This is a genomic window from Deinococcus sp. (assembly GCF_018260555.1).
In the GTDB taxonomy this organism is placed as follows: domain Bacteria; phylum Deinococcota; class Deinococci; order Deinococcales; family Deinococcaceae; genus Deinococcus.
On sequence record NZ_JAGLBB010000035.1, the window covers coordinates 1 to 19,066 of the forward strand.

Sequence of the window (19,066 nt, forward strand, 5' to 3'; positions counted from 1 at the left end):
GAACTCATCGCGGAACTGGGCCGCGAGGCCATCGAACTGGGCCTGACCCCCGTCACGCACGCCATCGGGGACCGCGCGAACACCGAGGTTCTGAACGCCTACGACCAGCTGCGCCCCCACGCCGAGGCGCGCGGCATCCGCCTGCGCGTCGAACACGCCCAGCACCTACGCGCCGAGGATGTCCCGCGCTTCCGGGGCCTGACCGCCAGCGTGCAGCCCATCCACCTGCAGGCAGACGGCCCCATGATCCGCGAACTCATGCCGCACCTGGAGGGCCTCAGTTACGCCTTCCGGTCGCTGCGGGACGCCGGGGCGGTCCTTGCGTTCGGCAGCGACGCCCCGGTCGCGCCACCCGAGTACCGCGCGAACTTCGCCGCCGCCATCACCCGCGTGGACGACAGCGGCGTCCGCGTCGCGCCCGGCGAGGCGCTGACCGAACTGGACGTCCTGCACGCCCACACGCGCGGCCCCGCCCTCGCTGCCGGCTGGAACGACGAGGGCATCATCCGCCCCGGCGCCCGCGCCGCCTTCACCCTCTGGGACCGCCTCGGCGGCAACGCCCAGGCCCTGGTGCTGTGAGGGTTGATGGTTAACAGTTGATGGTTGATGGAGGTCATACCCTCTATCAACCATCAACCTTCAACTATCGACCTTTATTCCTCGTCGTCGGGGAGGTCGGCGTTGCTGTAGACGTTCTGCACGTCGTCGAGTTCTTCGAGGGCGTCGATCAGGACGAGCAGTTTGCGGGCGTCGTCACCGGCGACGGCGACGGTGTTGCTGGGAATCATGTCCACCTGGGCGTTCTCGATGCTGAACCCGGCGGCGATCAGGGCGTCCTGCACGGCGTACAGGTCGTTGGGGCCAGTGCTGATGGCCAGACCTTCCTCGGATTCCTGGATGTCCTCGGCGCCGTGCTCGATGGCGGTTTCCTGCGCCTGTTCGCTGGTGTCGGTCAGGAGCAGGATGCCTTTCTTCTCGAACTGCCACGCCACGGAGCCGCTGGTGCCCAGGCTGCCGCCGCGCTTGTTGAACACGGCGCGGATGTCCGCCACCGTGCGGTTCACGTTGTCGGTCAGCGCCTCGATCAGCAGGGCCGTTCCGCCGGGGCCGTAGCCCTCGTACGTGACTTCCTTGAATTCGGCGGCGCCTTCACCCGCCCCGACGGCGCGTTTGATGGCGTTCTCGATGTTATCCACCGGGACCGTGTCGCTCTTGGCAGCGGCAATGGCGTTTTTCAGGCTGAGGTTGCCGCTGGGGTCGCCGCTGCCGCCGGAGCGGACGGCGGCCTGAATGGCGCGGATGTGCTTGGAGTACATCGCGCTGCGTTTCTTGTCGTTGGCGCCTTTTTTGCGCTTGATCTGCGACCATTTGCTGTGACCGGCCATGTTGAACACTCCTTGACGTGAACCTGCGCCCACCGGGTCCCTGGGGGCCGGGGGCGCGTGCGGGGAGCATTCTAGCGCAGCGGAGCGTCCGGCCGAGGGAAGGGCCAGGGCTGAGAGGGGGAGATATTCAGCCGTCTTCGTCGGTGGGTTCGAGGATGGGGTGCACCGGCTGCAAACGGGCGAGCTGATCGGTCGGCGAGACGTTCTCACGCTCCTGCGCCAGCGGTCCGGTATCCAGGCCGCTGATCAGTACCTCGCCCGCGGCCCGGACCGGCACACCCCTGGAAGCTGCGGTGTCTACCCGCTCGTCGTCGCGCTGCCTATTGTCGACCTGCCCGTCACGTGTCATACGGATCAGCGTACGGCTGGTGCGGGTGCGTGCGGGTGTGTGCTGGATAGGGGAGGGTTGATGAACGGCACCGAATCAATCGGAGTCCGTCTCACAGGCGCATGACGCTGCGGTCCCCGATGACCATCTGAAGGCCGGTGTCGCTGGGCGCGGTGACCAGCGCGTGACGGCCGATCAGACTGCGGTGCAGCGGCTGGGTGGGGTGCAGGACGCGGGCGAAATCGTCGATCAGGCTGGCGTGCACGCGGGCGCTGTCCACGCGGGCGTGCGCGCCGACGCTCACGTCCGGCCCGACGGTCGCGCCGCGCACCAGGGCGTGCGGGCCGATCCAGACGGGCCCGGTGATGACGCTGTCCTCGACGGCCGCGCCCGCCTCGATCACGACCGGGCCGGTCACGACGCTGCGGTCCACGCGGCCCTCGATGCGCGGCTGCAGGCGCGACAGGAAGAACGTGTTGGCCTTCAGCAGGTCGTCGGGCGTGCCGGCGTCACTCCAGAATCCGCTGAATTCCACGGCTCGCACCTGCCCTCCGGCGGCCATCAGGGCGCTCAGGGCCTGCGGGAACTCGATCTCGCCCCGGTCGCTGGGCAGCAGGTCTTCCACGTACTCCAGGAGGGCCGGGCCGAAGCTGAACACGCCGCACGCCGCGAGGTTACTCTCGGGCTTGCGGGGCTTCTCGACGAGTCTCAGGAGGCGGCCGCTTTTCACGATGGCCACGCCGTACGCCTGCGGGTTGGGCACCTGTTTCACGCCGATCACGGCGTCCGCGTCTCGCAGGCTGCTGAGCATGGGCGTCAGGCGGTCCTGAAAGAGGTTGTCACCCAGGTACAGCAGGGTGGGCTGGTTTTCCAGGAAGGCGCGCGCACTCAGGACGGCGTGCCCGGTCCCCAGCGCTTCTCGCTGCCGGATGAAGGTCAGGTGGCCGCTGCTGTGCGTGGCGTCCCGCAGGTCCGTCTCGCTGGACGGGCCGCACACGATGCCGATGTCTGTGATGCCCGCGTCCCGCAGGGACTGCACGGCGTGGGCAATGATGGGCTGGCCCGCCACGGGGACGGCGTGCTTGGCGCGGGTCGCGCTGATGGGAAGCAGGCGACTGCCGCGCCCGGCGGCAAGAATCAGGCCTTTCATGAGATCACACGGGAGTATACGGGCCGCCCCATGAGCACGTCTGAGAATGTCTGCCCCTCCCCGGCCCCGCCGCGCTGGCTTTAGCGGTTCAGGGCGTCGTCCAGCGCCTGCGCGAAGGCGTCCTCGTCATCCAGCCAGGGGTAGTGGGCGGCGTCCAGCACGGTCACGTCGCCGTCGGCGAGGTCCGCGACCCACTGCACCTGCTCGGGGTAGCTGGTGCGGTCGTGCACGCCGGAAATCACGAATACCGGGCGGCGAATCTCGGCCAGGAACGGCGGGTACTCGAACTCCCACAGGCCCTGGTTGACAAGCGCTTCTTGCACCTCGCCGCCCCCCACGAGTTGCCCCTCGGCATCCATGAATTCCAGGCGCATGCGGGTGGGCGCGTCCCGGAACTGCAGGGCGTTCAGCAGGTCGCGGGCGTTCAGCAGGTCGAAGGCCGCCTCGATCCGCGCCGCGCCCACCGGGGCGTGCTGCCCGTCGGGCGTGTCGGCCCGCACGCGCCCGGCCGGATCGTCCAGCGGCACGCCGCGCCGCGCGCTGGCCTCTTCCAGCAGGGCGCGCGCCAGATCCGGGTAGTGCACCCAGGGGTTCACGACGATCACGCGGGCCGTGCGGGTGGGGTGGCGCCGTGCGTACTCGAGCGCCACCAGCGCCCCGAACCCGTGCCCGAGCGGCACGATCCGCTCGGCGCCCAGGAAGTCACGCACGGCCTCCAGGTCGCCCACCAGCGTGTCGAGGTCCAGGGTATCGGCGCCCTGCTCGGTCTCCTCCAGCGGCCCGCTGCGGCCCGAGCCACGCTGATCGAGGAACACGGCCGCGCGCGGCATGCGGTCACCGAACGCCGCCTGAAACGAGTAACTGTTGTAGCCGGGGCCGCCGTGCAGGAACACCAGCGGGGCTTCACCGCTGGCCGGGTCGCCCGTCACCTCGAAGTACAGGTCCGCGCCGTTCAGGTGCTCCAGGTACACGCCCTCGCCGTCCGTGAAGCCCCGGTCAAGGTGATCGTCCGGAAAGGCAAAGTCGTCAGGTGCGGCGTCGGAAGGTGGCAGGTCACTCATGCCGGGCATTCTAATCGGCGCTGCCCGCGCGATCAGGCGCTGGCCATGACGGCCACGCAACGCCTGAAAACGCTGCTGCGCTATGGGGTGCAGGTGGACGCGACGCGACCTTGCCCGGCCTTGCGTGGGCGCCCCGCCCGCCGTGCCCGAGTTCACTTGAACCTCCGGGTTGTGGGTCCCGGAGGGGTGGGAATCGGCTGTTAAGGGACCCTAAACCGCACCTGAGTCCCACGGGACCGTTCAGGCCCCTACGATGGGCCGGACACAGGTGCACCGGCATTCGGGAGCGGACACACCCACGGTTGCGTGCGTTCCTGGCTGGCCAGGGCAGCGGGCAGCCGGGCCACTGAACTTCCCAGGGATCAGGAGACGAAAAGGCAGCTATGGAGCAACGCATCCTACTTATTGAAGACAACCCGGACATCACCCGCGTCGTGCAGTACGAGCTGGAACAGGCCGGGTACAAGGTCCTGGCCGCGCCGGACGGCGTGACCGGCCTGACCAGCGCCCGCGAGAGTAACCCCGATCTGGTCATTCTGGACCTGGGCCTGCCCGATTTCGACGGTGCCGAGATCGCCCGCCGCCTGCGCAAGACCAGCAGCGTGCCGATCATCATCCTGACCGCCATGGACGCCGTGGACCGCAAGGTGAACCTGCTGGAAGCCGGCGCGGACGACTACATGACCAAACCCTTCCACCCGGAGGAACTCGTGGCGCGCGTGAAGGTGCAGCTCCGCCACCAGCAGCACGGGGAGGTCATCAGCATCGGGCCGCTGGAAATTCACCCGCAAAAGCGCCTGTGCCACTACAACGGGCACGAGGTCAGGCTGTCGCCCAAGGAGTTCGACCTGCTGACCTTCCTGGCCCGCCAGCCGGGCCGCGTGTACTCCCGCCAGGAGATCGAACGCGAGGTCTGGAACGGCGAACTGCCCAGCAACAGCAACGTGGTGGACGTGCATATGGCCAACATGCGCGCCAAGCTGCGCGACCTCGACGGGTACGGCATTATCCGCACCGTGCGCGGCATCGGGTACGCCCTCAAGACGCCCTAATTAGCGCGCGCAACAGCACCCGCCTGGAAGCCTTGCACTCCGGGCGGGTGTCTTACTGTCCGGAGCTTCCTACCCTTCGAGTACCCTTGACCTCTTTCTCATCCGCGTGCGGTCCGCTTCGGGGAGACTGAAGGCCAATCCGGGGGAGTAAGCCGCCCTGCCTCTCGGCAGGGAGCACCTGATCGTCAATACGGAAATCAATGGTTTCCCGGTCAGGAGCAGCAAAGGCACAGACCCGGCAGGAGCGCGGCGCGATCCGCGGCTCCTGCCGGGCGCTTTCGTGTCTTGCGGCACGACACTTCCCGTCAGTGACCGACCACCTCGCGCTGCGCCCACCGGAGGAACACCGTGGACGCACTCATGACCCCCTGGCTCGGCCAGCCCACCTGGATGTGGCTGGTTTTCATTACCCTCGTCGGCGCGCTCCTGGCCTTTGACCTCGGCGTGCTGGACCGTCTGCGCCGCCGCCGCGCCGACGCGGCCGGCGTGGCCGCCGAGGATCAGGTGATTGGCATCGGCAGCAGCCTCAAGCTGAGTGCCTTCTACATCGCGGTCGCGCTGGCCTTCGGCGGGTGGGTGTGGTTCACGCTGGGCGCCGAGAGCGGCATGGCGTACCTGACCGGCTTCGCGCTGGAAAAGGCCCTGGCACTGGATAACGTGTTCGTGATCAGCGTGATCTTCGCGTCGTTCGCCATTCCCTGCCACCTGCAACACCGCGTGCTGTTCTGGGGCATTCTGGGCGTGATTGTTCTGCGCGGCCTGATGATCGGCCTGGGCACCGCGTTCGTCACGCAGTTCGACTGGATCATGTGGATCTTCGGCGCGTTCCTGCTGCTGACCGGCATCAAACTGCTGCGCGGCGGCCACGAAACCCCCGACATGCAGGCCCACCCCGCCGTGCGGCTCCTGCGGCGCTTCGTGCCTGTCAGTCCCACCCTGGACGGCCAGAAGTTCCTGACCCGCCTGCCCGGCGCCCGGGGCCGACCGCGCCTGCACGCCACGCCCTTGCTGCTGGCCCTGCTGGTCGTGGAATTCGCGGACGTGATCTTCGCCGTGGACAGCATTCCCGCCATCTTCGCCATCACGCAGGACCCGTTCATCGTGTACACCAGCAACATCTTCGCCATCCTGGGTCTGCGCGCCCTGTACTTCGCGCTGGCCGCCATGGTCCACCGTTTCGAGGCCCTCAAGCCCGCGCTGGCGCTGGTGCTGGTGTTCATCGGCGCCAAGATCTTCTACGCGCAGTTCTACGGCAAGGTGGACCCGGCCATCAGCCTGACGGTCACGCTGGGCATCCTCGCGGGCGGCGTGCTGCTGAGCCTGTGGCGCACCCGTAACGACCCCACCCCCGACGCAAGCTGACCACACCCCACTCCCCCAGGAGGCGCGCCGTGAACCAGAGTCACGGCGCGCCTCCCTGTCATTTCTGGCGGGTCGTTTCTGATCTGTCGTTTCCGGAAGTCCTGTGCTCTGCTGAGGCCCATGAGCGAGAACCGTACCCTGACCGGCATTCCGGGCTTCCTGGTGGGCCACTGGACCGATGCCCAGGCGCGCACCGGCTGCACCGTGATCCTGTGCCCGCCCGGGGGCGCGGTGGCGTCCGCGTCGTTCCTGGGACCCAGCCCCGGCACGCGTGAGGGCGTGCTGCTCTCGCCCGACAAGAAGGTCGAACGCATTCACGCGCTGCTCCTGACCGGCGGCAGCGCCTTCGGCCTGAGTGCGGCGGGCGGCGTGGTCCGGGTGCTGGAGGAACGCGGCGTGGGGCACCAGACGCCTTGGGCGCGCGTGCCGCTGGTCCCGGCCGCCGTGATCTACGACCTGGGCGTGGGCCGCGCCGACATCCGCCCCGGCGAGGCGCAGGGCGAACACGCCGCCCGGATCGCCAGCGCCGACCCGGTCCCGCGCGGTCTGGTCGGAGCCGGAACGGGCGCCACCGCCGGCAAGTACCTGGGCAGCGGGGGCGTACCGGGCGGGCTGGGCAGCGTCCTGATCGAACGGCACGGCGTCCGCGTGGGCGCACTGGCCGTCGTGAACCCCATCGGGGACGTGTTGAACGAGCGCGGCGGCGTGCTGGCCGGTCCAGGGGTGGGGCCGGGGGCAGCGGCCTTCACGCCGGGCGACGTGGAGAACACCACCCTGATCGCCGTGGTCACCGAGCACACCCTGAGCAAGAACGAGTGCCGCCGCCTCGCGGACGCCGCGCAGGCCGCGCTGGCCCGCGTGATTCACCCCAGCCACACGCCCTGGGACGGTGACAGCGCCTTCGTCCTGAGCGCCGCGACCCTGCCCCCCGCCGACCCGCTGCTGCTGGTGACCCTGGTGCAGGAGGCCGTGTGCGCCGCCGTCCGGGACGCCGTGCGCGCCGCCGTGTGACAGCCGGGTACCCTTGAGCGGGTGACCATCCGGACTTAGCTCAACCTTGACCTTGTGTTCCCTCACCCGTTTGCGCCCGTGCGCGGCGGCTCACTCTGGGGCATGCTTGCCTTTCACCCTCAGCTGTTCGTGCGGATCGCCGAGCTCGACGGCCCGCGTGCGCCCATGCCCCGCCCGCTCTCGAGCGGTTTTAACCCGGACCGCGCTTACCGGGTGCTGGGCGTGTACAACCCGTCCGAATCCTCGGACGCGTACTTCATCCTGCCGAACGACCGCGACGAGATGTGGTTCATCTGCCAGCGGCACCTGCGCTTCGCGGGCCTGCACGACACCTCCGCGCACCACCTGGACCTGACGCACGAACACGCCAGCGCCGCCGACTGAGCCGCTCACCTCCGGGTCGCTGGAAACGGATCGCTCGAAACGCGCCGTTGGAAACGCGCCGTTGGGAACGCGCCGCTGGAAACGGGCGGGCCTTTCTGAAGACGCGTTCACCCGCCCCTGGGCCGCGCGGCGCAACCGGCCCCGAATACTGGCGGGTATGCGAGACTCCCTGCCTGCCGCGCCGTTCCTGCCGCGCCCGCAGCTCCTGCTGGGAGCGGCCCTCGGGTACGCCGCGTACCTTCAGAATCCGCGTGATCCGCTGCGGCCCACCGACCTGCCGGACGGGGTGGGGCCGGTCACGCACCGCCTCTACCGCGCCGACGTGCAGGGCGCCACCCTGGACGCGGCGGCCGTGACGGCGCTGGTCGGGCAGCGCCTGCCGGACCTCGCGCCGAAGTTCACCGCCTGGTTCCGGGGCCTGGACGCCCCCCTGCCGTCCCGGGGGGGGCCGCCCATCCGGCCCGGCACGCGCCTGCGGATCCTGTTGACCCTGACCCGCCGGGCGCGCGTGCAGGTGCAGGTCATGGAACCCACCCGCCTGCGCCTGCGCACGCTGCGGCTGCACGCGGACGCCGGGACGGTCACCTTCCGCGCACAGGACACCGGCCCCGGCGGGCTGCGGCTGGAGATCGAGACGGTCGTGCGGGCCGCGAGCTGGCCGGACCGGGCCGCGTACCTGCTGGCCGCGCACCTGTTCCAGCGCCTGAACTGGGAGGCGGTCCTGACCGGCGCGGCCCGCCTGGGTGGCGGGCAGGTCACCGCCCGGGACCACCGCACCCGCGAGTACGCATATGTCCCGCCTGCCGCCCGCTAGCCTGTAGGGATGACCGACGCTCCCGCCACTTCCCCCGCCGTACCGTCCCGAGCTTTCGTGTCCCTGATCGGGGCGGGCCCCGGCGATCCGGGCCTGCTGACCGTGCGCGGCATGCAGGCGCTCATGGAAGCGGACGTGGTGCTGTTCGATTACCTGGCCAACCCGGACCTGCTGCGTTACGCGCCGGACGCGCACACCATCTACGTGGGCAAGAAAGGCTTTTCGGAGTACATCAGTCAGGAGCAGATCAACGCGCTGATCGTGCAGCAGGCGCAGGCCAGCGGCGGGCAGCGCGTGGCGCGCCTGAAGGGCGGTGACGTGTTCGTGTTCGGGCGTGGCGGCGAAGAAGCCGAGGCCTGCGCCCTGGCTGGCGTGCCGTTCGAGATCGTGCCCGGCGTGAGCAGCGCCATCGCCGCGCCCGCCTACGCCGGGATTCCCGTCACGCACCGCGAGGTTGCCCGGTCGTTCGCCGTACTGACCGGTAACACGCAGGAGGGCGGCGCGCACTACGAGCGTCTGTCCGGCGTGGACACCCTGATCCTGCTGATGGGCGTGCGTAACCTGCACCAGATCGCCGCGGACCTGATCGCCGCCGGGCGCGACCCGCAGACGCCGGCCGCGACCATCCAGTGGGGCAGCACGCCCCGCCAGCGCACCGTGACCGGCACCCTGGCCACCATTGCCGACGTGGTGCGCGGGGCCGGGCTGGAAGCCCCGGCCGTCACGGTCGTGGGCGAGGTCGTGCGCCTGCGTGACAGCCTGCGCTGGTTCGACACCCGCCCCGGCTTTGGCGGCCCGCTGACCGGGCAGACGGTCGCCGTGACCCGCACACGCGGCGGGGCCAGCGGCCTGGGCGACCTGCTGCGCGCGCGCGGCGCCAGCGTGCTGGAAGTTCCGCTGATCGAGTTCGCGCCCACCGCGCAACCCGGTGCGCTGCACGCCCGCCTGCGTGACCTGAGCGGCGTGCAGTGGCTGCTGCTGACCAGCAACCACGCCGTGACCACCCTGATCGAGCACCTGCACGCCCTGGGCCTGGACACCCGCCACCTGGCGGGGGTGAAACTGGCCGCCGTCGGCCCCAGCACCGCGCGCAGCCTTGAGGCGTTGGGCCTGCGCGCCGATTTCGTGCCCGCCACGCCCGGCGCCCGCCACCTGGGCGCCGAACTGCCCGCCGCGCCCGGGGACACGCTGCTGCACCTGACCTCGCAACTGGCGGAAGCCGACCTGCAACGCTCCCTGGAGGCACGCGGCCTGACCTACGACCGCGCCGAGCTGTACCGCACGGAACCCGCCCGTCCCGACAGCCTGTCCATGGACCGCCTGCGCGGCGCGGCGGTCGTGACCCTGGCGTCCGGCAGCGCCGCCCGGCACCTCGCGGCGCTGGTCGGCACGGACCTGCGCGTGGCTGTCATGGGCCCCCAGACCGGGGACGCGGCGCGCGAGGCGGGCTTCAAGGACATCACCCTGGCCCACACCGCCAGCCTGGACGCCCTGGCCGAGGCCGCCGAGCAGGCCGTCGCCGCTGTGACCCCCTGAGAGACGCTACATGCTGAGGCACGTGACAGGTCAGCCCAGGACACGTCGTCTCAGTACACCCCGTTCCAGTACACGCCGTGCCAGTCGCCTTCCCGACCGATCGGTCGGGGACGGCTGCCCCGCCGGGCCCGCGCTATGCTGCGCCTCATGACCCTTCTGCCTGCCTTCCTCGACCTGCACGGTGTGCGAGCCGTCGTGGTCGGAGGAGGCGCCGTCGCCCTGCGCCGCACCCGCGCCCTGCTGGACGCCGGCCTGCGCGTGCAGGTCATCGCCCCGGACTGCTGCGACGAACTGGCTGCCCTGAGCACCGACTGCCTGAGCACCGACTGGCAGCCGCGCCCTTACCGCAGCGGCGACCTGAGCGGCGCGGTGCTTGTCGTGGCCGCCACCAGTCACGCCAGCGTGAACGCCCAGGTTGTCCGCGACGCACGGGACCTGGGCCTGCTCGTCAACGACGCCAGCGACGCCACACGCGGCAATCTGCGCTTTCCGGCCGTGGCGGCCCGCGCGGGCGTGCAGGTCGCCGTGAGTACCGGCCGTGAGCTGCCCATGCTGGCGCAGGCGCTGACCGAACGCGCCCGCGACCTGCTGCCCACGCCCGAACAGCTTGTCATCTGGACCGAGCGGCGCGAGGCGGCTCTCACCCTTCCCGAACCGCAGAGACAGGCGGACCTCGGCGCCCTGCGCCAGGACATCCGCCGCGCCGTAGGAGTACCCGCATGACCTTCGCCTGTCCCACCGCCCGGGCTTTCCTTGCCCGGCCCGGCGCCCCCGTACCCGGCCTGCTCGACGTGGCTGTCGTCGGCCTGAATCACCAGACGGCCCCCGTCGAGGTCCGCGAACGCGCCGCCGTGCGCGCCGGTGAGGAGGGCGCGCTGCTGGCCCACCTGTCCCGCCACGCGCAGGAAGTCATGCTGCTCTCCACCTGCAACCGCACGGAAGCCTACATGGCCGGTCTGACCGGCGACCCCCTGGCGGCCTTCGAGGGCGCCTGGGGGCACTCGCTGGGCGATCACCTGTACGTCCACCAGGGCGAGGAGGCTGTCACGCACCTGTACCGTGTCGCGGCGGGCCTTGACAGCCTCGTGATCGGTGAAACGCAGATTCAGGGGCAGGTCAAGCGCGCCTGGATGGACGCCCGCGAACGCGGCCTGACCGGCACCCTGCTGAACAAGGTCGCGCAGGGCGCCCTGGCCGCCGGGAAACGCGTACGCTTCGAGACCGGCATGAGCGACAAGATCGTGTCTGTCTCCAGCGCCGCCGTCGAACTCGCGCAGGCTGCCCTCGGGGGCCTCGCCGGACGCACCGCCCTGATCATCGGAGCGGGGGAGACCGCCGAACTGACCCTCACGCACTTGCGCGCCGCCGGTGTGCAGGACGTGATCGTCGTCAACCGCACCGCCGAACGCGCCCGCCAGCTTGCCGAGAAGGTCGGAGGCCGCGCCTGCGCCGCCGAGTACCTGCATGAGGTTCTGCCCGAAGCGGACGTATTAATCGCCAGCAGCGGGGCGCCCCACTACGTCCTGCACGGTGAGGGCGTCGCCGAGGCCCTGCGGCAGCGTCCGGGCCGCCCGATGTTCCTGATCGACATCAGCGTGCCCCGCATCCTCGACCCGGATATCGCCAGCGTGCCCGGCGCGCACCTGCGCAACCTGGACGACCTGACCGGCATCGTGGCGCGCAACATGGAAAGCCGCCGCGCGGCCCTCCCGCAGGCCGGGGCGATCATCCGCGACGCCGCCACGGACCTGAGCCGCTGGCACCTGACCCGGCAGGCCCGGCAACGCGAACGCGAACTGGCCCTCGCCAGCGACTGAACCGGACGCGCCGACCAGACCCGGAGGCGCCGCACGTGGCGGTGTTCGCCCGGCTTCTCAAGACTGGCGCCTGCCTGGTCCGGAGTGCCCCACCGCTCTTCTTGGCAACTCGCGTTTCACACGCTCTGGCTGCTTTCCCGTACGCTGGGCGGCATGTGGACCCGGATTCCTTCGAGCGGCCTGCGCGTGACCGGCGCGGACCGCGTTGATTTCGTGCATGGGCAGATGACCAACGACCTGCGCGGCGCGCCGACGCCGGGCATGGTGGCGTGCGCGTTCCTGAACGTGCGCGGGCAGATCGAGCAGTTCGCCCGCGCGTACCGCCGCGCGGATGACGTGTACCTGCACCTAGATGCCGGGCAGGCGCCGGGACTGGAGGCCCGCCTGAAACGCTACGTGATCTTCGATCAGGTGGAGATTCAGGATGTCAGTGATCAGTTGCGGACCGTGCACGTCTGGCACGCCCAGGCATTGCCTGGCTGGGACGGGGCGGGCGGCGCGGCGCAGACCTTCGATCTGGGCGGCGGGGCGGTGCTGGGGGGGCGCGTGAACCGCGCGGGCACGGTGGGCGTGGACCTGCACTACCTAGCACAGCACGAGGCGGCGGTCCTCTCGGCCCTGAGCGGCCCGGAGGCGCCGCTGGCTGACCTGGACGCCGCGCGGGTCCGGGCCGGGATTCCGGATGTGATCCGCGACGCACTGACCGGCACGCTGCCGCCCGAGATCGGGCTGGACGTGGGTGGGCCGCTCCCCGCCATCAGTTACCGCAAGGGGTGTTACGTGGGCCAGGAGATCATGGCGCGGCTGGAGGCGCGCGGGAACGCCCGGCACGGTCTGGCGCGCCTGCTGGGGCCCCAGGCGTGGCCTGCTGGGGCGTCCGTGACCCTGGACGGGAAGGTGGTGGGTCAGGCAGGCCTGTACGCCGGTGGGGGCAGCGTGGCGCGGCTGCGCAAGGAACTCGTGGACGGCGCGGCCGTGCTGGTGGGCGGCGTGCCCGCCCGCGTGGCGCTGACGGCCCCGGCGACCTGAAATGCGCGCCCTGGACTCCCTGAACCGTGACCTGCAAGCGGGTGACCGGGCGGGCCTGCTGCGCGCCTGCCGCCGCGCGTACCTGCTGGCCCTGGCGACCCTGGCGCTACCGGGGCTGCCGCTGGGGCTGCTGCTGGCTGCCCTGCGCCCCCTGACCCTGTCGGGTCTGGGCGGGGTACTGGGCGCGGCCCTGCTGGCCGCCGTGCTGGCGGGCGTGGCGGCGTACCTGGCCCGCCGCTCGGCGCGGGACCCGGACCTCAGCGCGCGGCAGGCGGCCCTGACCGGCGCGATTCAGGCGGCCACGGCGCCCGGCGTGCCATTCCTGATCGGGTGCGCGTTCCTGGGTTCCGGCGCGGCCCTGCTGTCACTGTGGGGCGTGGCCCTGCTGACACACGCCCTCGTGTGGTGGCAGTTGCCCGGCTGGTTGCGCCCGGCGCAGCCGACGGGCACCTGAACTCAGTGTCCTGCACGGACAGGAGAATCCCCCACCGCGCTGTGCAGGTGGGGGATTCTCCTGTCCATCTCTGGGAGGGGCTGCCTTAGCGGGACTTGGGGTCCAGCGCGTCGCGCAGGCCGTCACCGAACAGGTTGAAGGCGAGGCTGAACAGCACGATGAACAGGGCCGGGTACACCAGCACGTACCAGTACTCGGGTTTCAGCCACGCTCGGGCAAAGTCCACCAGCTGACCCCACTCGGAGTAACCGGGTTCGAAACCCAGGCCCAGGAACGAGAGGCCCGCGATGCTCAGGGGCACGGTGGCGAGGTCCAGCACGGCGGTCGTGAACACGGCGGCCACGCTGTTGGGCACCACGTGCTTGAGAATCAGGCGCATGTCGCGCGCGCCGAGGCTGCGGGCGGCGTCCACGTACTCGAGCTGGCGGGTGCGCAGCACCTCACCGCGGATCAGGCGGGCGTAGCCGGCCCAGCCGGTCACGCAGAAGGCCACGACCATCGGCACGGTCGGGTCGTACTGGGCGCCGCCTCCCATCAGGCGGGCGCGCAGGATCGTCAGGATCACGACCGTCAGGATCAGGGGCGGCAGCGAGAACAGCACGTCAATGAAGCGCTGGATCAGGTTGTCGATCCAGCCGCCGTAGTAGCCGCTGATCGCGCCGACGATCACGCCGATCACCAGGGTGATCCCCACGATGATGAAGGACAGTTTCAGCGCGGTGCGCGTACCCCAGATCAGACCGTAGAAGATGTTGTAGCCGTTCACGGTGCCAAACGGCGCTTCGGCGGTCGGGGGGCTGGGCTGCTGCTTGAAGCTCAGGCGCTCGATCAGGTAGCAGCTCTTGGGCGGCGCCAGCGTGGCCCGTCGGAAGGCGTCACTCAGGGGGTTGTAGACCTGACTGGCGTCGGTGATATGCAGGTCGCGGACGCAGTTGCCGCTGGGTTTGGCGATCAGGGGAGCGAACAGCGCCATCAGGCCGAACAGCAGCGTGATGACCAGGCCGGTGATGGCCAGGGGATTGCGGCGCATCTTGCGCATGGCGGGGCTGGTCCAGAACTGCTGCCAGGAGCTGCGGTGCTCGATCTTGGCGGGCGCGGTCGTCATCGGGGGTCCCTCCGGGTGGCGTGGCGGGCGAGGGGCTGGGCGGGCATCAGTCGAACCTCACGCGGGGGTCGATCACGCCGTACAGAATGTCCACGATGGTACTCACGACGACCACGATCACGGCGGACAGCATGGCGAAGCCCAGCACGGCCGCGAGGTCCACGCCGATGGCGGCCTGCACGACCCACTGACCCACGCCGGGGTACGCGAAGATCGTTTCCGTGATCAGTGAGCCGCTCAGCAGACCGATGATCAGGAAACCGCCCAGCGTCACGATGCTCAGCAGGGCGTTGCGGCGGGCGTGCTTGTTGTTCACCACGCGGCTCGACAGGCCCTTGGCGCGCGCAGTACGTACGTAATCGCTGGTCAGCGCCTCGAGCATGTTGTTGCGCATCACCTTGATGATGCTGGCGCTCAGGACGATCACCAGGGTCGTGGCGGGCAGAATCAGGTGCTGCACGACGTCCCAGGCGATGTCCCACCGGCCGTTCAGGGCGGCGTCCAGGCTCAGTAGGCCGGTGTAGCGGTGCAGGTCGCCCAGCGCGAAGGTGTTCAGGACGCTGACCTGCCCGGCGCCCGGCAGCCAGCCCAGGTAGGCGTAGAACACCGCCAGCATCAGGATCCCCACCACGAAACTCGGCAGAGAGTACCCCAGTACCACCAGCACGCGCAGCACCTGATCGATCAACTTGTCCTTGTGCAGGGCGCTCAGGGTGCCCAGCCAGATGCTGAGCAGCAGGATCGGGATGGCCGTCACGATGGTCAGCTCGAGTGTGCGGGGCAGGCGCTCACGGATGGTGGTAATCACGTCCTGACCACTGGCCTTCGAGTAGCCCAGGTCGCCTGTCAGGGTGGAAGACAGCCAGCGGCCGTACTGGACCGGGAAGGGGTCACGCAGGCCGCGTTGTTCGATGATCTGTTCCAGGCGGGCGGCCGCCTGTTCGCTTTTGATGTACGGCGCGGCGCGCTGCTCGGGCGAGAGCAGTTGCGTCAGTCCGACGATCATCAGGGAAAGGACGAGCATCACCACGGGAATCTGGAGCACTCGCCGCACAATGAAATTAAGCATGTGGGCCTCGGTATGAAACCTCCGGCCGGACCTTGCACGGCGCTGGAGGGAGAGAAGCTGGAACGCGGTAAACGGGCGTGTTGTATGGACGTGGATCAGACCGTCGATCAGCCTAGACCAAAACAGACCCCGCGTGCAAAGTCAAGCGGGCTGATGTCCCGCTCAGTGGAACCCGGCGTCTGGCACGCAGCGCAGCGGGTGTGCCCTGGGGTAATGAGGGCGAGTAACAGCGGTGAGGGCGGGGCAACCCTGTTGGGGCTACCCCGCCCTCACCGCTGTGTTCTACCCACCCCGGTTGAATGGTTTGCGAGAATCATTCAACCGGGGTGGACCGGGTGCGAGAGAACCGGAATCCGTATGGGTCCCGGGTTACTTCTTGCCGAGGTCCTTCCAGAGGGTCCCGGTGCTGCCGAAGGAGGTCATGGGGTTGTAGTTCGCGGCGCTGACGCCGGTCAGGCTGTCACGCACGAAGGTGTAGGCGACGCCGGCGGGCATCAGGATGTACGGGGCCTGCTCGTAGGCTTTCTTGCCCACGAGGCTGTACAGGCGGTTGCGCTCGGCGGTGTTGACCGTGTTACGGGCCTGTTCGAGCCACTTGTCGACCTGGGCGTCTTTCCAGTTGCTGCGCGGGAAGTAGTACCCGTTGCTGGAGTAGAAGGTGTACATGAAGTTGTCAGGGTCGGCGTAGTCAGGCGCCCAGCCGACGACGATCATGGCTTCTTTGCCGTTCTTGGAATCGGCGAGCATCTCGCTCCAGGGCTTGGCCTGGATGTTCAAGCGGAACTTGGGGTTCAGCGCTTCGATGTTCTTCTTCAGGATTTCCATGGCGGTCTGCGCGGGAACGCTGCCGGCGCGGTAGTTGGCGGTCATGACGAAGCCGTTCTTCCAGACCTGGCCGCCCCAGGCGCGCTGGAAGTACTGCTTGGCCTTGGTGGCGTCGAAGCTGTACGTGCCGATCTTGGCGTCGTAGCCGGGGAAGGTGTCGGGCAGCAGCATGGTGCGCTGTTTGCCTTTCCCTTTCTGAACGTCCTCGATGTACTGCTGGTAGTTAAAGGCGTAGCTGAAGGCGCGGCGCACGTTGCTGTCCTTGAAGAAGTTCGCGGGGATACCCTTGCCGTCCAGTTTGCCGCTGCCCAGCAGGCCCGTGCTCTTGATGCTCTCGTTCATGAAGAACGCGCTGGCCGAGGTGTTCGGCAGGTTGTCGATCCACAGCACGCCGGGCTTGCCCTTGATCTGCTCCTCGTCCACGGAGCGGCCGCCACCCTCGATGATGTCGGCGTCGCCGCGAAGGAAGGCCTGCTGGCGGGCGGCCAGTTCGGGAATCTTCTGGATGACGATGTTCTTGATGGCGGGTTTCTTGCCCCAGTAGCCGTCGAAGGCGGTGGCCAGGAAGGCGTTGGCGTCCTTGCGGACGAATTTGTACGCGCCGGTGCCGCTGGGCGCCTGGCTCAGCTTGCTGTTGGTCAGGTCCTTGCCGACCCAGGTTTTCCAGTCGGCTTCCTTGCCGCTCCACTCGCCCAGTTTGACGGCGTACTTGCTGTCCACAATGCTCTGGCCGGTGTAGGCCAGTTTCGCCAGGAAGGCGGGGTCCACGGCGGGCAGGTTAAAGACCAGCTGGCCGTTGCTGTTGCACTCGATGGCCTTGTCGATGCGCGCCCAGGTGATGGTCTTGTCGTCGTTGGCGTTGGAGCCGGTGCCCAGCAGGCTCTCGGCGATGAACCAGTTGCCGGATTCGGCGCTGTTGGTCACGAGGTTACGCTCGAAGGAGTACTCGGCGTCAGCGCAGGTCATGGCGTTGCCGCTGTGGAACTTCACGTTCTTGCGCAGGTCGAAGGTGTAGGTTTTGCCGCCGTTGCCGATGCTCCACTTGGTGGCCAGCAGGGGCTCGAGCTTGGTGAGGCTGGCGCCGCTGTAGGTCAGCAGGGTCTCGTAGAGGTTCTCGGTGATGGCGCCGGAGGCGGTGTCGTAGGTGACGCCAGGGTCCATGGTGGGAATGTCGCTGGCTTCCTGAACGACCAGGGTGTCCTTGGGCGAAACGGCGAGCGCGGAGGTGAGGATAAGCAGGGTGCTGAGGGCAGTGATTTTCTTCATTTGAACTCCTGGGTGAGATTCGACAGAGGGCGCGGGCAAAGCGTGTGCTTGACTCGTGCCGGGGCTGTCTGGGGGTAACGCGGCGCATGATAACGCAGCCGGGCCGGGTGTGATGTGAGGTTGTCCCTGTTCATGCCGCTCCGGCCCATCTTCCTGTCATGCGGCAAGGATCTTCCGCCTCTGGCCTGGCATGCGCCAGTCGGTGTGGAGGGGTGCGGGGCGGCGTGAGGTGCCGGGCGCATGGCGCTGGACGCGTGGCATACTGCGCCGCGTGAAGAAGCGCATTCTGCTGCTGGCCGGCGGCCAGTCCGGTGAACACGAGGTCAGCCTCATGAGTGCCCGTAGTGTCCTCAGCGCCCTGCCCAGGGACCAGTTCGATGTGACGCCCGTGGTGATCAGCAAGCAGGGGCGCTGGCTGCCCCCCACTGAAACGCAGCTCGCACTCGAGCGGGGCGAGGCCGCGACCGGCGGGGACCTGGTGCTGCACCGCGTGGCGAGCGCCGAAGGGTACGACGCCGTGTTCCCGCTGCTGCACGGCCCGATGGGCGAGGACGGCACCGTGCAGGGCCTGCTGACCCTGGCGGGCATTCCGTTCGTGGGGAGCGGTGTGCTGGGCTCGGCGGTCAGCATGGACAAGGTCATGACCAAGCAGGTGCTGGAATCGGCTGGAATCCCGCAGGTGGCGTGGCGGCTGGCCGTGCGGCGCGATTGGCAGCAGGACCCGCACGGCGTGCGGGACCGCGCGGCCGAACTGGGCTTCCCGCTGTTCGTGAAACCCGCGAACCTGGGGTCCAGCGTGGGCATCAGCAAGGTGGGGGCGCCGGACGAACTGGACGGGGCGCTGAATCTGGCCTTCGGTCTGGACCGCCGCGTGATCCTGGAGGCCATGACCAGCCACAAGCCCCGCGAGGTCGAGGTGGGCATTCTGGGGAACGACGCGCCCGTCGCCAGTCCAGTGGGTGAACTGCGCTTCGACGCGGATTTCTACGATTACGAGACGAAGTACACCGAGGGCCGCGCGACCATGCATATTCCGGCCCCGCTGCCGCCCGAGGTGGCGGCGCAGGTGCGCACGCAGGCCCTGGCGGCGTTCCGGGCACTGGACTGTGCGGGTCTGGCGCGCGTGGACTTCTTCTATGTGCAGGAGACCGGTGAGCTGCTGGTGAACGAGGTGAACACCATGCCGGGCTTCACGACGACCAGCATGTACCCCAAGCTGTTCGGGGCGGCGGGCGTCGGGTACAGCGAACTGGTGACCCGTCTGGTGGAACTGGCCCTCGAGGAACGCTGAGACGGGGGCACAGCTCAGACGGGAGCACAGCTCAGGCAGGGGCGCAGGGTCAGGCAGGGGCGCAGGGTCGGGCAGGGAGGGGCGGGCGTCCTGCGCCTCCCGCATCCCGGGACATTCGTACCTTACT

At 69.1% G+C, this 19,066-nt stretch carries 19 protein-coding genes; 12 read left to right on the forward strand and 7 right to left on the reverse strand.

Annotated features, from left to right (window positions below; translation table 11 throughout):
• On the forward strand, positions 1-579 hold a 579-nt coding region (locus QZ271_RS08245; RefSeq protein ID WP_291430377.1), incomplete at its 5' end, for an amidohydrolase family protein.
• Between the two features lie 74 nt (positions 580-653).
• Here the strand turns inward: QZ271_RS08245 and QZ271_RS08250 are convergent.
• The 4 genes from QZ271_RS08250 to QZ271_RS08265 form a co-directional block, all read right to left on the reverse strand.
• Positions 654-1,385 carry a YebC/PmpR family DNA-binding transcriptional regulator gene (locus QZ271_RS08250; protein WP_291430379.1) on the reverse strand — a complete coding sequence of 244 codons (732 nt, stop codon included), beginning with the start codon at positions 1,383-1,385 and terminating at the stop codon, positions 654-656.
• Positions 1,386-1,512: 127 nt separating this feature from the next.
• The gene (locus QZ271_RS08255; RefSeq protein WP_291430381.1) at positions 1,513-1,734 is read right to left on the reverse strand and encodes a hypothetical protein; all 222 of its coding nucleotides are present in this window, start codon (positions 1,732-1,734) and stop codon (positions 1,513-1,515) included.
• Positions 1,735-1,825: 91 nt separating this feature from the next.
• A complete protein-coding gene (locus QZ271_RS08260; protein WP_291430382.1) occupies positions 1,826-2,863 on the reverse strand; it encodes a sugar phosphate nucleotidyltransferase in 1,038 nt (345 codons plus the stop codon).
• An 80-nt stretch (positions 2,864-2,943) separates the two neighbouring features.
• Positions 2,944-3,924 (reverse strand): alpha/beta hydrolase, encoded by a 981-nt coding sequence (locus QZ271_RS08265; protein WP_291430384.1) that lies wholly within the window; start codon positions 3,922-3,924, stop codon positions 2,944-2,946.
• A gap of 383 nt (positions 3,925-4,307) precedes the next feature.
• Here QZ271_RS08265 and QZ271_RS08270 point away from each other — a divergent pair, with 383 nt between their 5' ends.
• The 10 genes from QZ271_RS08270 (at position 4,308) to QZ271_RS08315 (ending at position 13,383) form a co-directional block, all read left to right on the forward strand.
• Positions 4,308-4,976 carry a response regulator transcription factor gene (locus QZ271_RS08270; RefSeq protein WP_055363171.1) on the forward strand — a complete coding sequence of 223 codons (669 nt, stop codon included), beginning with the start codon at positions 4,308-4,310 and terminating at the stop codon, positions 4,974-4,976.
• A gap of 348 nt (positions 4,977-5,324) precedes the next feature.
• The gene (locus tag QZ271_RS08275) at positions 5,325-6,338 is read left to right on the forward strand and encodes a TerC family protein (RefSeq protein WP_291430388.1); all 1,014 of its coding nucleotides are present in this window, start codon (positions 5,325-5,327) and stop codon (positions 6,336-6,338) included.
• A 120-nt stretch (positions 6,339-6,458) separates the two neighbouring features.
• Entirely contained in the window at positions 6,459-7,349 is an 891-nt protein-coding gene (locus QZ271_RS08280; protein ID WP_291430390.1) for a P1 family peptidase, read from the forward strand.
• A 102-nt stretch (positions 7,350-7,451) separates the two neighbouring features.
• On the forward strand, positions 7,452-7,733 hold the full coding sequence (locus tag QZ271_RS08285; RefSeq protein WP_055363170.1) for a hypothetical protein: 282 nt from the start codon (positions 7,452-7,454) through the stop codon (positions 7,731-7,733).
• Between the two features lie 157 nt (positions 7,734-7,890).
• Complete coding sequence (locus tag QZ271_RS08290) at positions 7,891-8,547, forward strand: hypothetical protein (RefSeq protein ID WP_291430395.1); 657 nt, start codon at positions 7,891-7,893, stop codon at positions 8,545-8,547.
• A gap of 9 nt (positions 8,548-8,556) precedes the next feature.
• A complete protein-coding gene (gene cobA / locus QZ271_RS08295; RefSeq protein ID WP_291430398.1) occupies positions 8,557-10,083 on the forward strand; it encodes a uroporphyrinogen-III C-methyltransferase in 1,527 nt (508 codons plus the stop codon).
• 147 nt (positions 10,084-10,230) lie between these two features.
• Positions 10,231-10,806: an NAD(P)-dependent oxidoreductase gene (locus QZ271_RS08300; protein ID WP_291430400.1), complete on the forward strand. Its 576-nt coding sequence runs from the start codon at positions 10,231-10,233 to the stop codon at positions 10,804-10,806.
• Positions 10,803-11,900, forward strand: coding sequence for a glutamyl-tRNA reductase (hemA, locus tag QZ271_RS08305; RefSeq protein ID WP_291430402.1), 1,098 nt, complete (start codon positions 10,803-10,805; stop codon positions 11,898-11,900). Before QZ271_RS08300 ends, hemA begins: the two co-directional genes overlap by 4 nt.
• A 153-nt stretch (positions 11,901-12,053) precedes the next feature.
• Positions 12,054-12,929, forward strand: a complete 876-nt coding sequence (locus QZ271_RS08310) for a folate-binding protein (protein WP_291430404.1) — start codon at positions 12,054-12,056, stop codon at positions 12,927-12,929.
• Position 12,930: 1 nt separating this feature from the next.
• Positions 12,931-13,383, forward strand: a complete 453-nt coding sequence (locus tag QZ271_RS08315) for a hypothetical protein (protein ID WP_291430406.1) — start codon at positions 12,931-12,933, stop codon at positions 13,381-13,383.
• 85 nt (positions 13,384-13,468) lie between these two features.
• Here the strand turns inward: QZ271_RS08315 and QZ271_RS08320 are convergent, their stop codons facing one another.
• The 3 genes from QZ271_RS08320 to QZ271_RS08330 all read right to left on the reverse strand — a co-directional run bounded on the left by QZ271_RS08320 (position 13,469) and on the right by QZ271_RS08330 (position 17,648).
• Positions 13,469-14,488 (reverse strand): ABC transporter permease, encoded by a 1,020-nt coding sequence (locus QZ271_RS08320; RefSeq protein ID WP_291430407.1) that lies wholly within the window; start codon positions 14,486-14,488, stop codon positions 13,469-13,471.
• Between the two features lie 46 nt (positions 14,489-14,534).
• Positions 14,535-15,557: an ABC transporter permease gene (locus tag QZ271_RS08325; protein WP_291430410.1), complete on the reverse strand. Its 1,023-nt coding sequence runs from the start codon at positions 15,555-15,557 to the stop codon at positions 14,535-14,537.
• Positions 15,558-15,926: 369 nt separating this feature from the next.
• Positions 15,927-17,648: an ABC transporter substrate-binding protein gene (locus QZ271_RS08330; protein ID WP_291430412.1), complete on the reverse strand. Its 1,722-nt coding sequence runs from the start codon at positions 17,646-17,648 to the stop codon at positions 15,927-15,929.
• Positions 17,649-17,919: 271 nt separating this feature from the next.
• On the opposite strand from QZ271_RS08330, the gene QZ271_RS08335 reads away from it, so the two are divergent.
• Complete coding sequence (locus QZ271_RS08335; protein ID WP_291430413.1) at positions 17,920-18,939, forward strand: D-alanine--D-alanine ligase family protein; 1,020 nt, start codon at positions 17,920-17,922, stop codon at positions 18,937-18,939.
• Positions 18,940-19,066 lie beyond the last annotated feature (127 nt).

Excerpts from the sequence above, each read along its gene's own strand:
- cobA (WP_291430398.1), top strand. The coding sequence starts at position 8,557 with ATGACCGACGCTCCCGCCACTTCCCCCGCCGTACCGTCCCGAGCTTTC.
- QZ271_RS08330 (WP_291430412.1), bottom strand. The coding sequence starts at position 17,648 with ATGAAGAAAATCACTGCCCTCAGCACCCTGCTTATCCTCACCTCCGCG.
- QZ271_RS08300 (WP_291430400.1), top strand. The coding sequence starts at position 10,231 with ATGACCCTTCTGCCTGCCTTCCTCGACCTGCACGGTGTGCGAGCCGTC.
- QZ271_RS08310 (WP_291430404.1), top strand. The coding sequence starts at position 12,054 with ATGTGGACCCGGATTCCTTCGAGCGGCCTGCGCGTGACCGGCGCGGAC.
- hemA (WP_291430402.1), top strand. The coding sequence starts at position 10,803 with ATGACCTTCGCCTGTCCCACCGCCCGGGCTTTCCTTGCCCGGCCCGGC.
- QZ271_RS08315 (WP_291430406.1), top strand. The coding sequence starts at position 12,931 with ATGCGCGCCCTGGACTCCCTGAACCGTGACCTGCAAGCGGGTGACCGG.
- QZ271_RS08255 (WP_291430381.1), bottom strand. The coding sequence starts at position 1,734 with ATGACACGTGACGGGCAGGTCGACAATAGGCAGCGCGACGACGAGCGG.
- QZ271_RS08280 (WP_291430390.1), top strand. The coding sequence starts at position 6,459 with ATGAGCGAGAACCGTACCCTGACCGGCATTCCGGGCTTCCTGGTGGGC.
- QZ271_RS08290 (WP_291430395.1), top strand. The coding sequence starts at position 7,891 with ATGCGAGACTCCCTGCCTGCCGCGCCGTTCCTGCCGCGCCCGCAGCTC.
- QZ271_RS08285 (WP_055363170.1), top strand. The coding sequence starts at position 7,452 with ATGCTTGCCTTTCACCCTCAGCTGTTCGTGCGGATCGCCGAGCTCGAC.
- QZ271_RS08325 (WP_291430410.1), bottom strand. The coding sequence starts at position 15,557 with ATGCTTAATTTCATTGTGCGGCGAGTGCTCCAGATTCCCGTGGTGATG.
- QZ271_RS08265 (WP_291430384.1), bottom strand. The coding sequence starts at position 3,924 with ATGAGTGACCTGCCACCTTCCGACGCCGCACCTGACGACTTTGCCTTT.
- QZ271_RS08260 (WP_291430382.1), bottom strand. The coding sequence starts at position 2,863 with ATGAAAGGCCTGATTCTTGCCGCCGGGCGCGGCAGTCGCCTGCTTCCC.
- QZ271_RS08320 (WP_291430407.1), bottom strand. The coding sequence starts at position 14,488 with ATGACGACCGCGCCCGCCAAGATCGAGCACCGCAGCTCCTGGCAGCAG.
- QZ271_RS08270 (WP_055363171.1), top strand. The coding sequence starts at position 4,308 with ATGGAGCAACGCATCCTACTTATTGAAGACAACCCGGACATCACCCGC.
- QZ271_RS08250 (WP_291430379.1), bottom strand. The coding sequence starts at position 1,385 with ATGGCCGGTCACAGCAAATGGTCGCAGATCAAGCGCAAAAAAGGCGCC.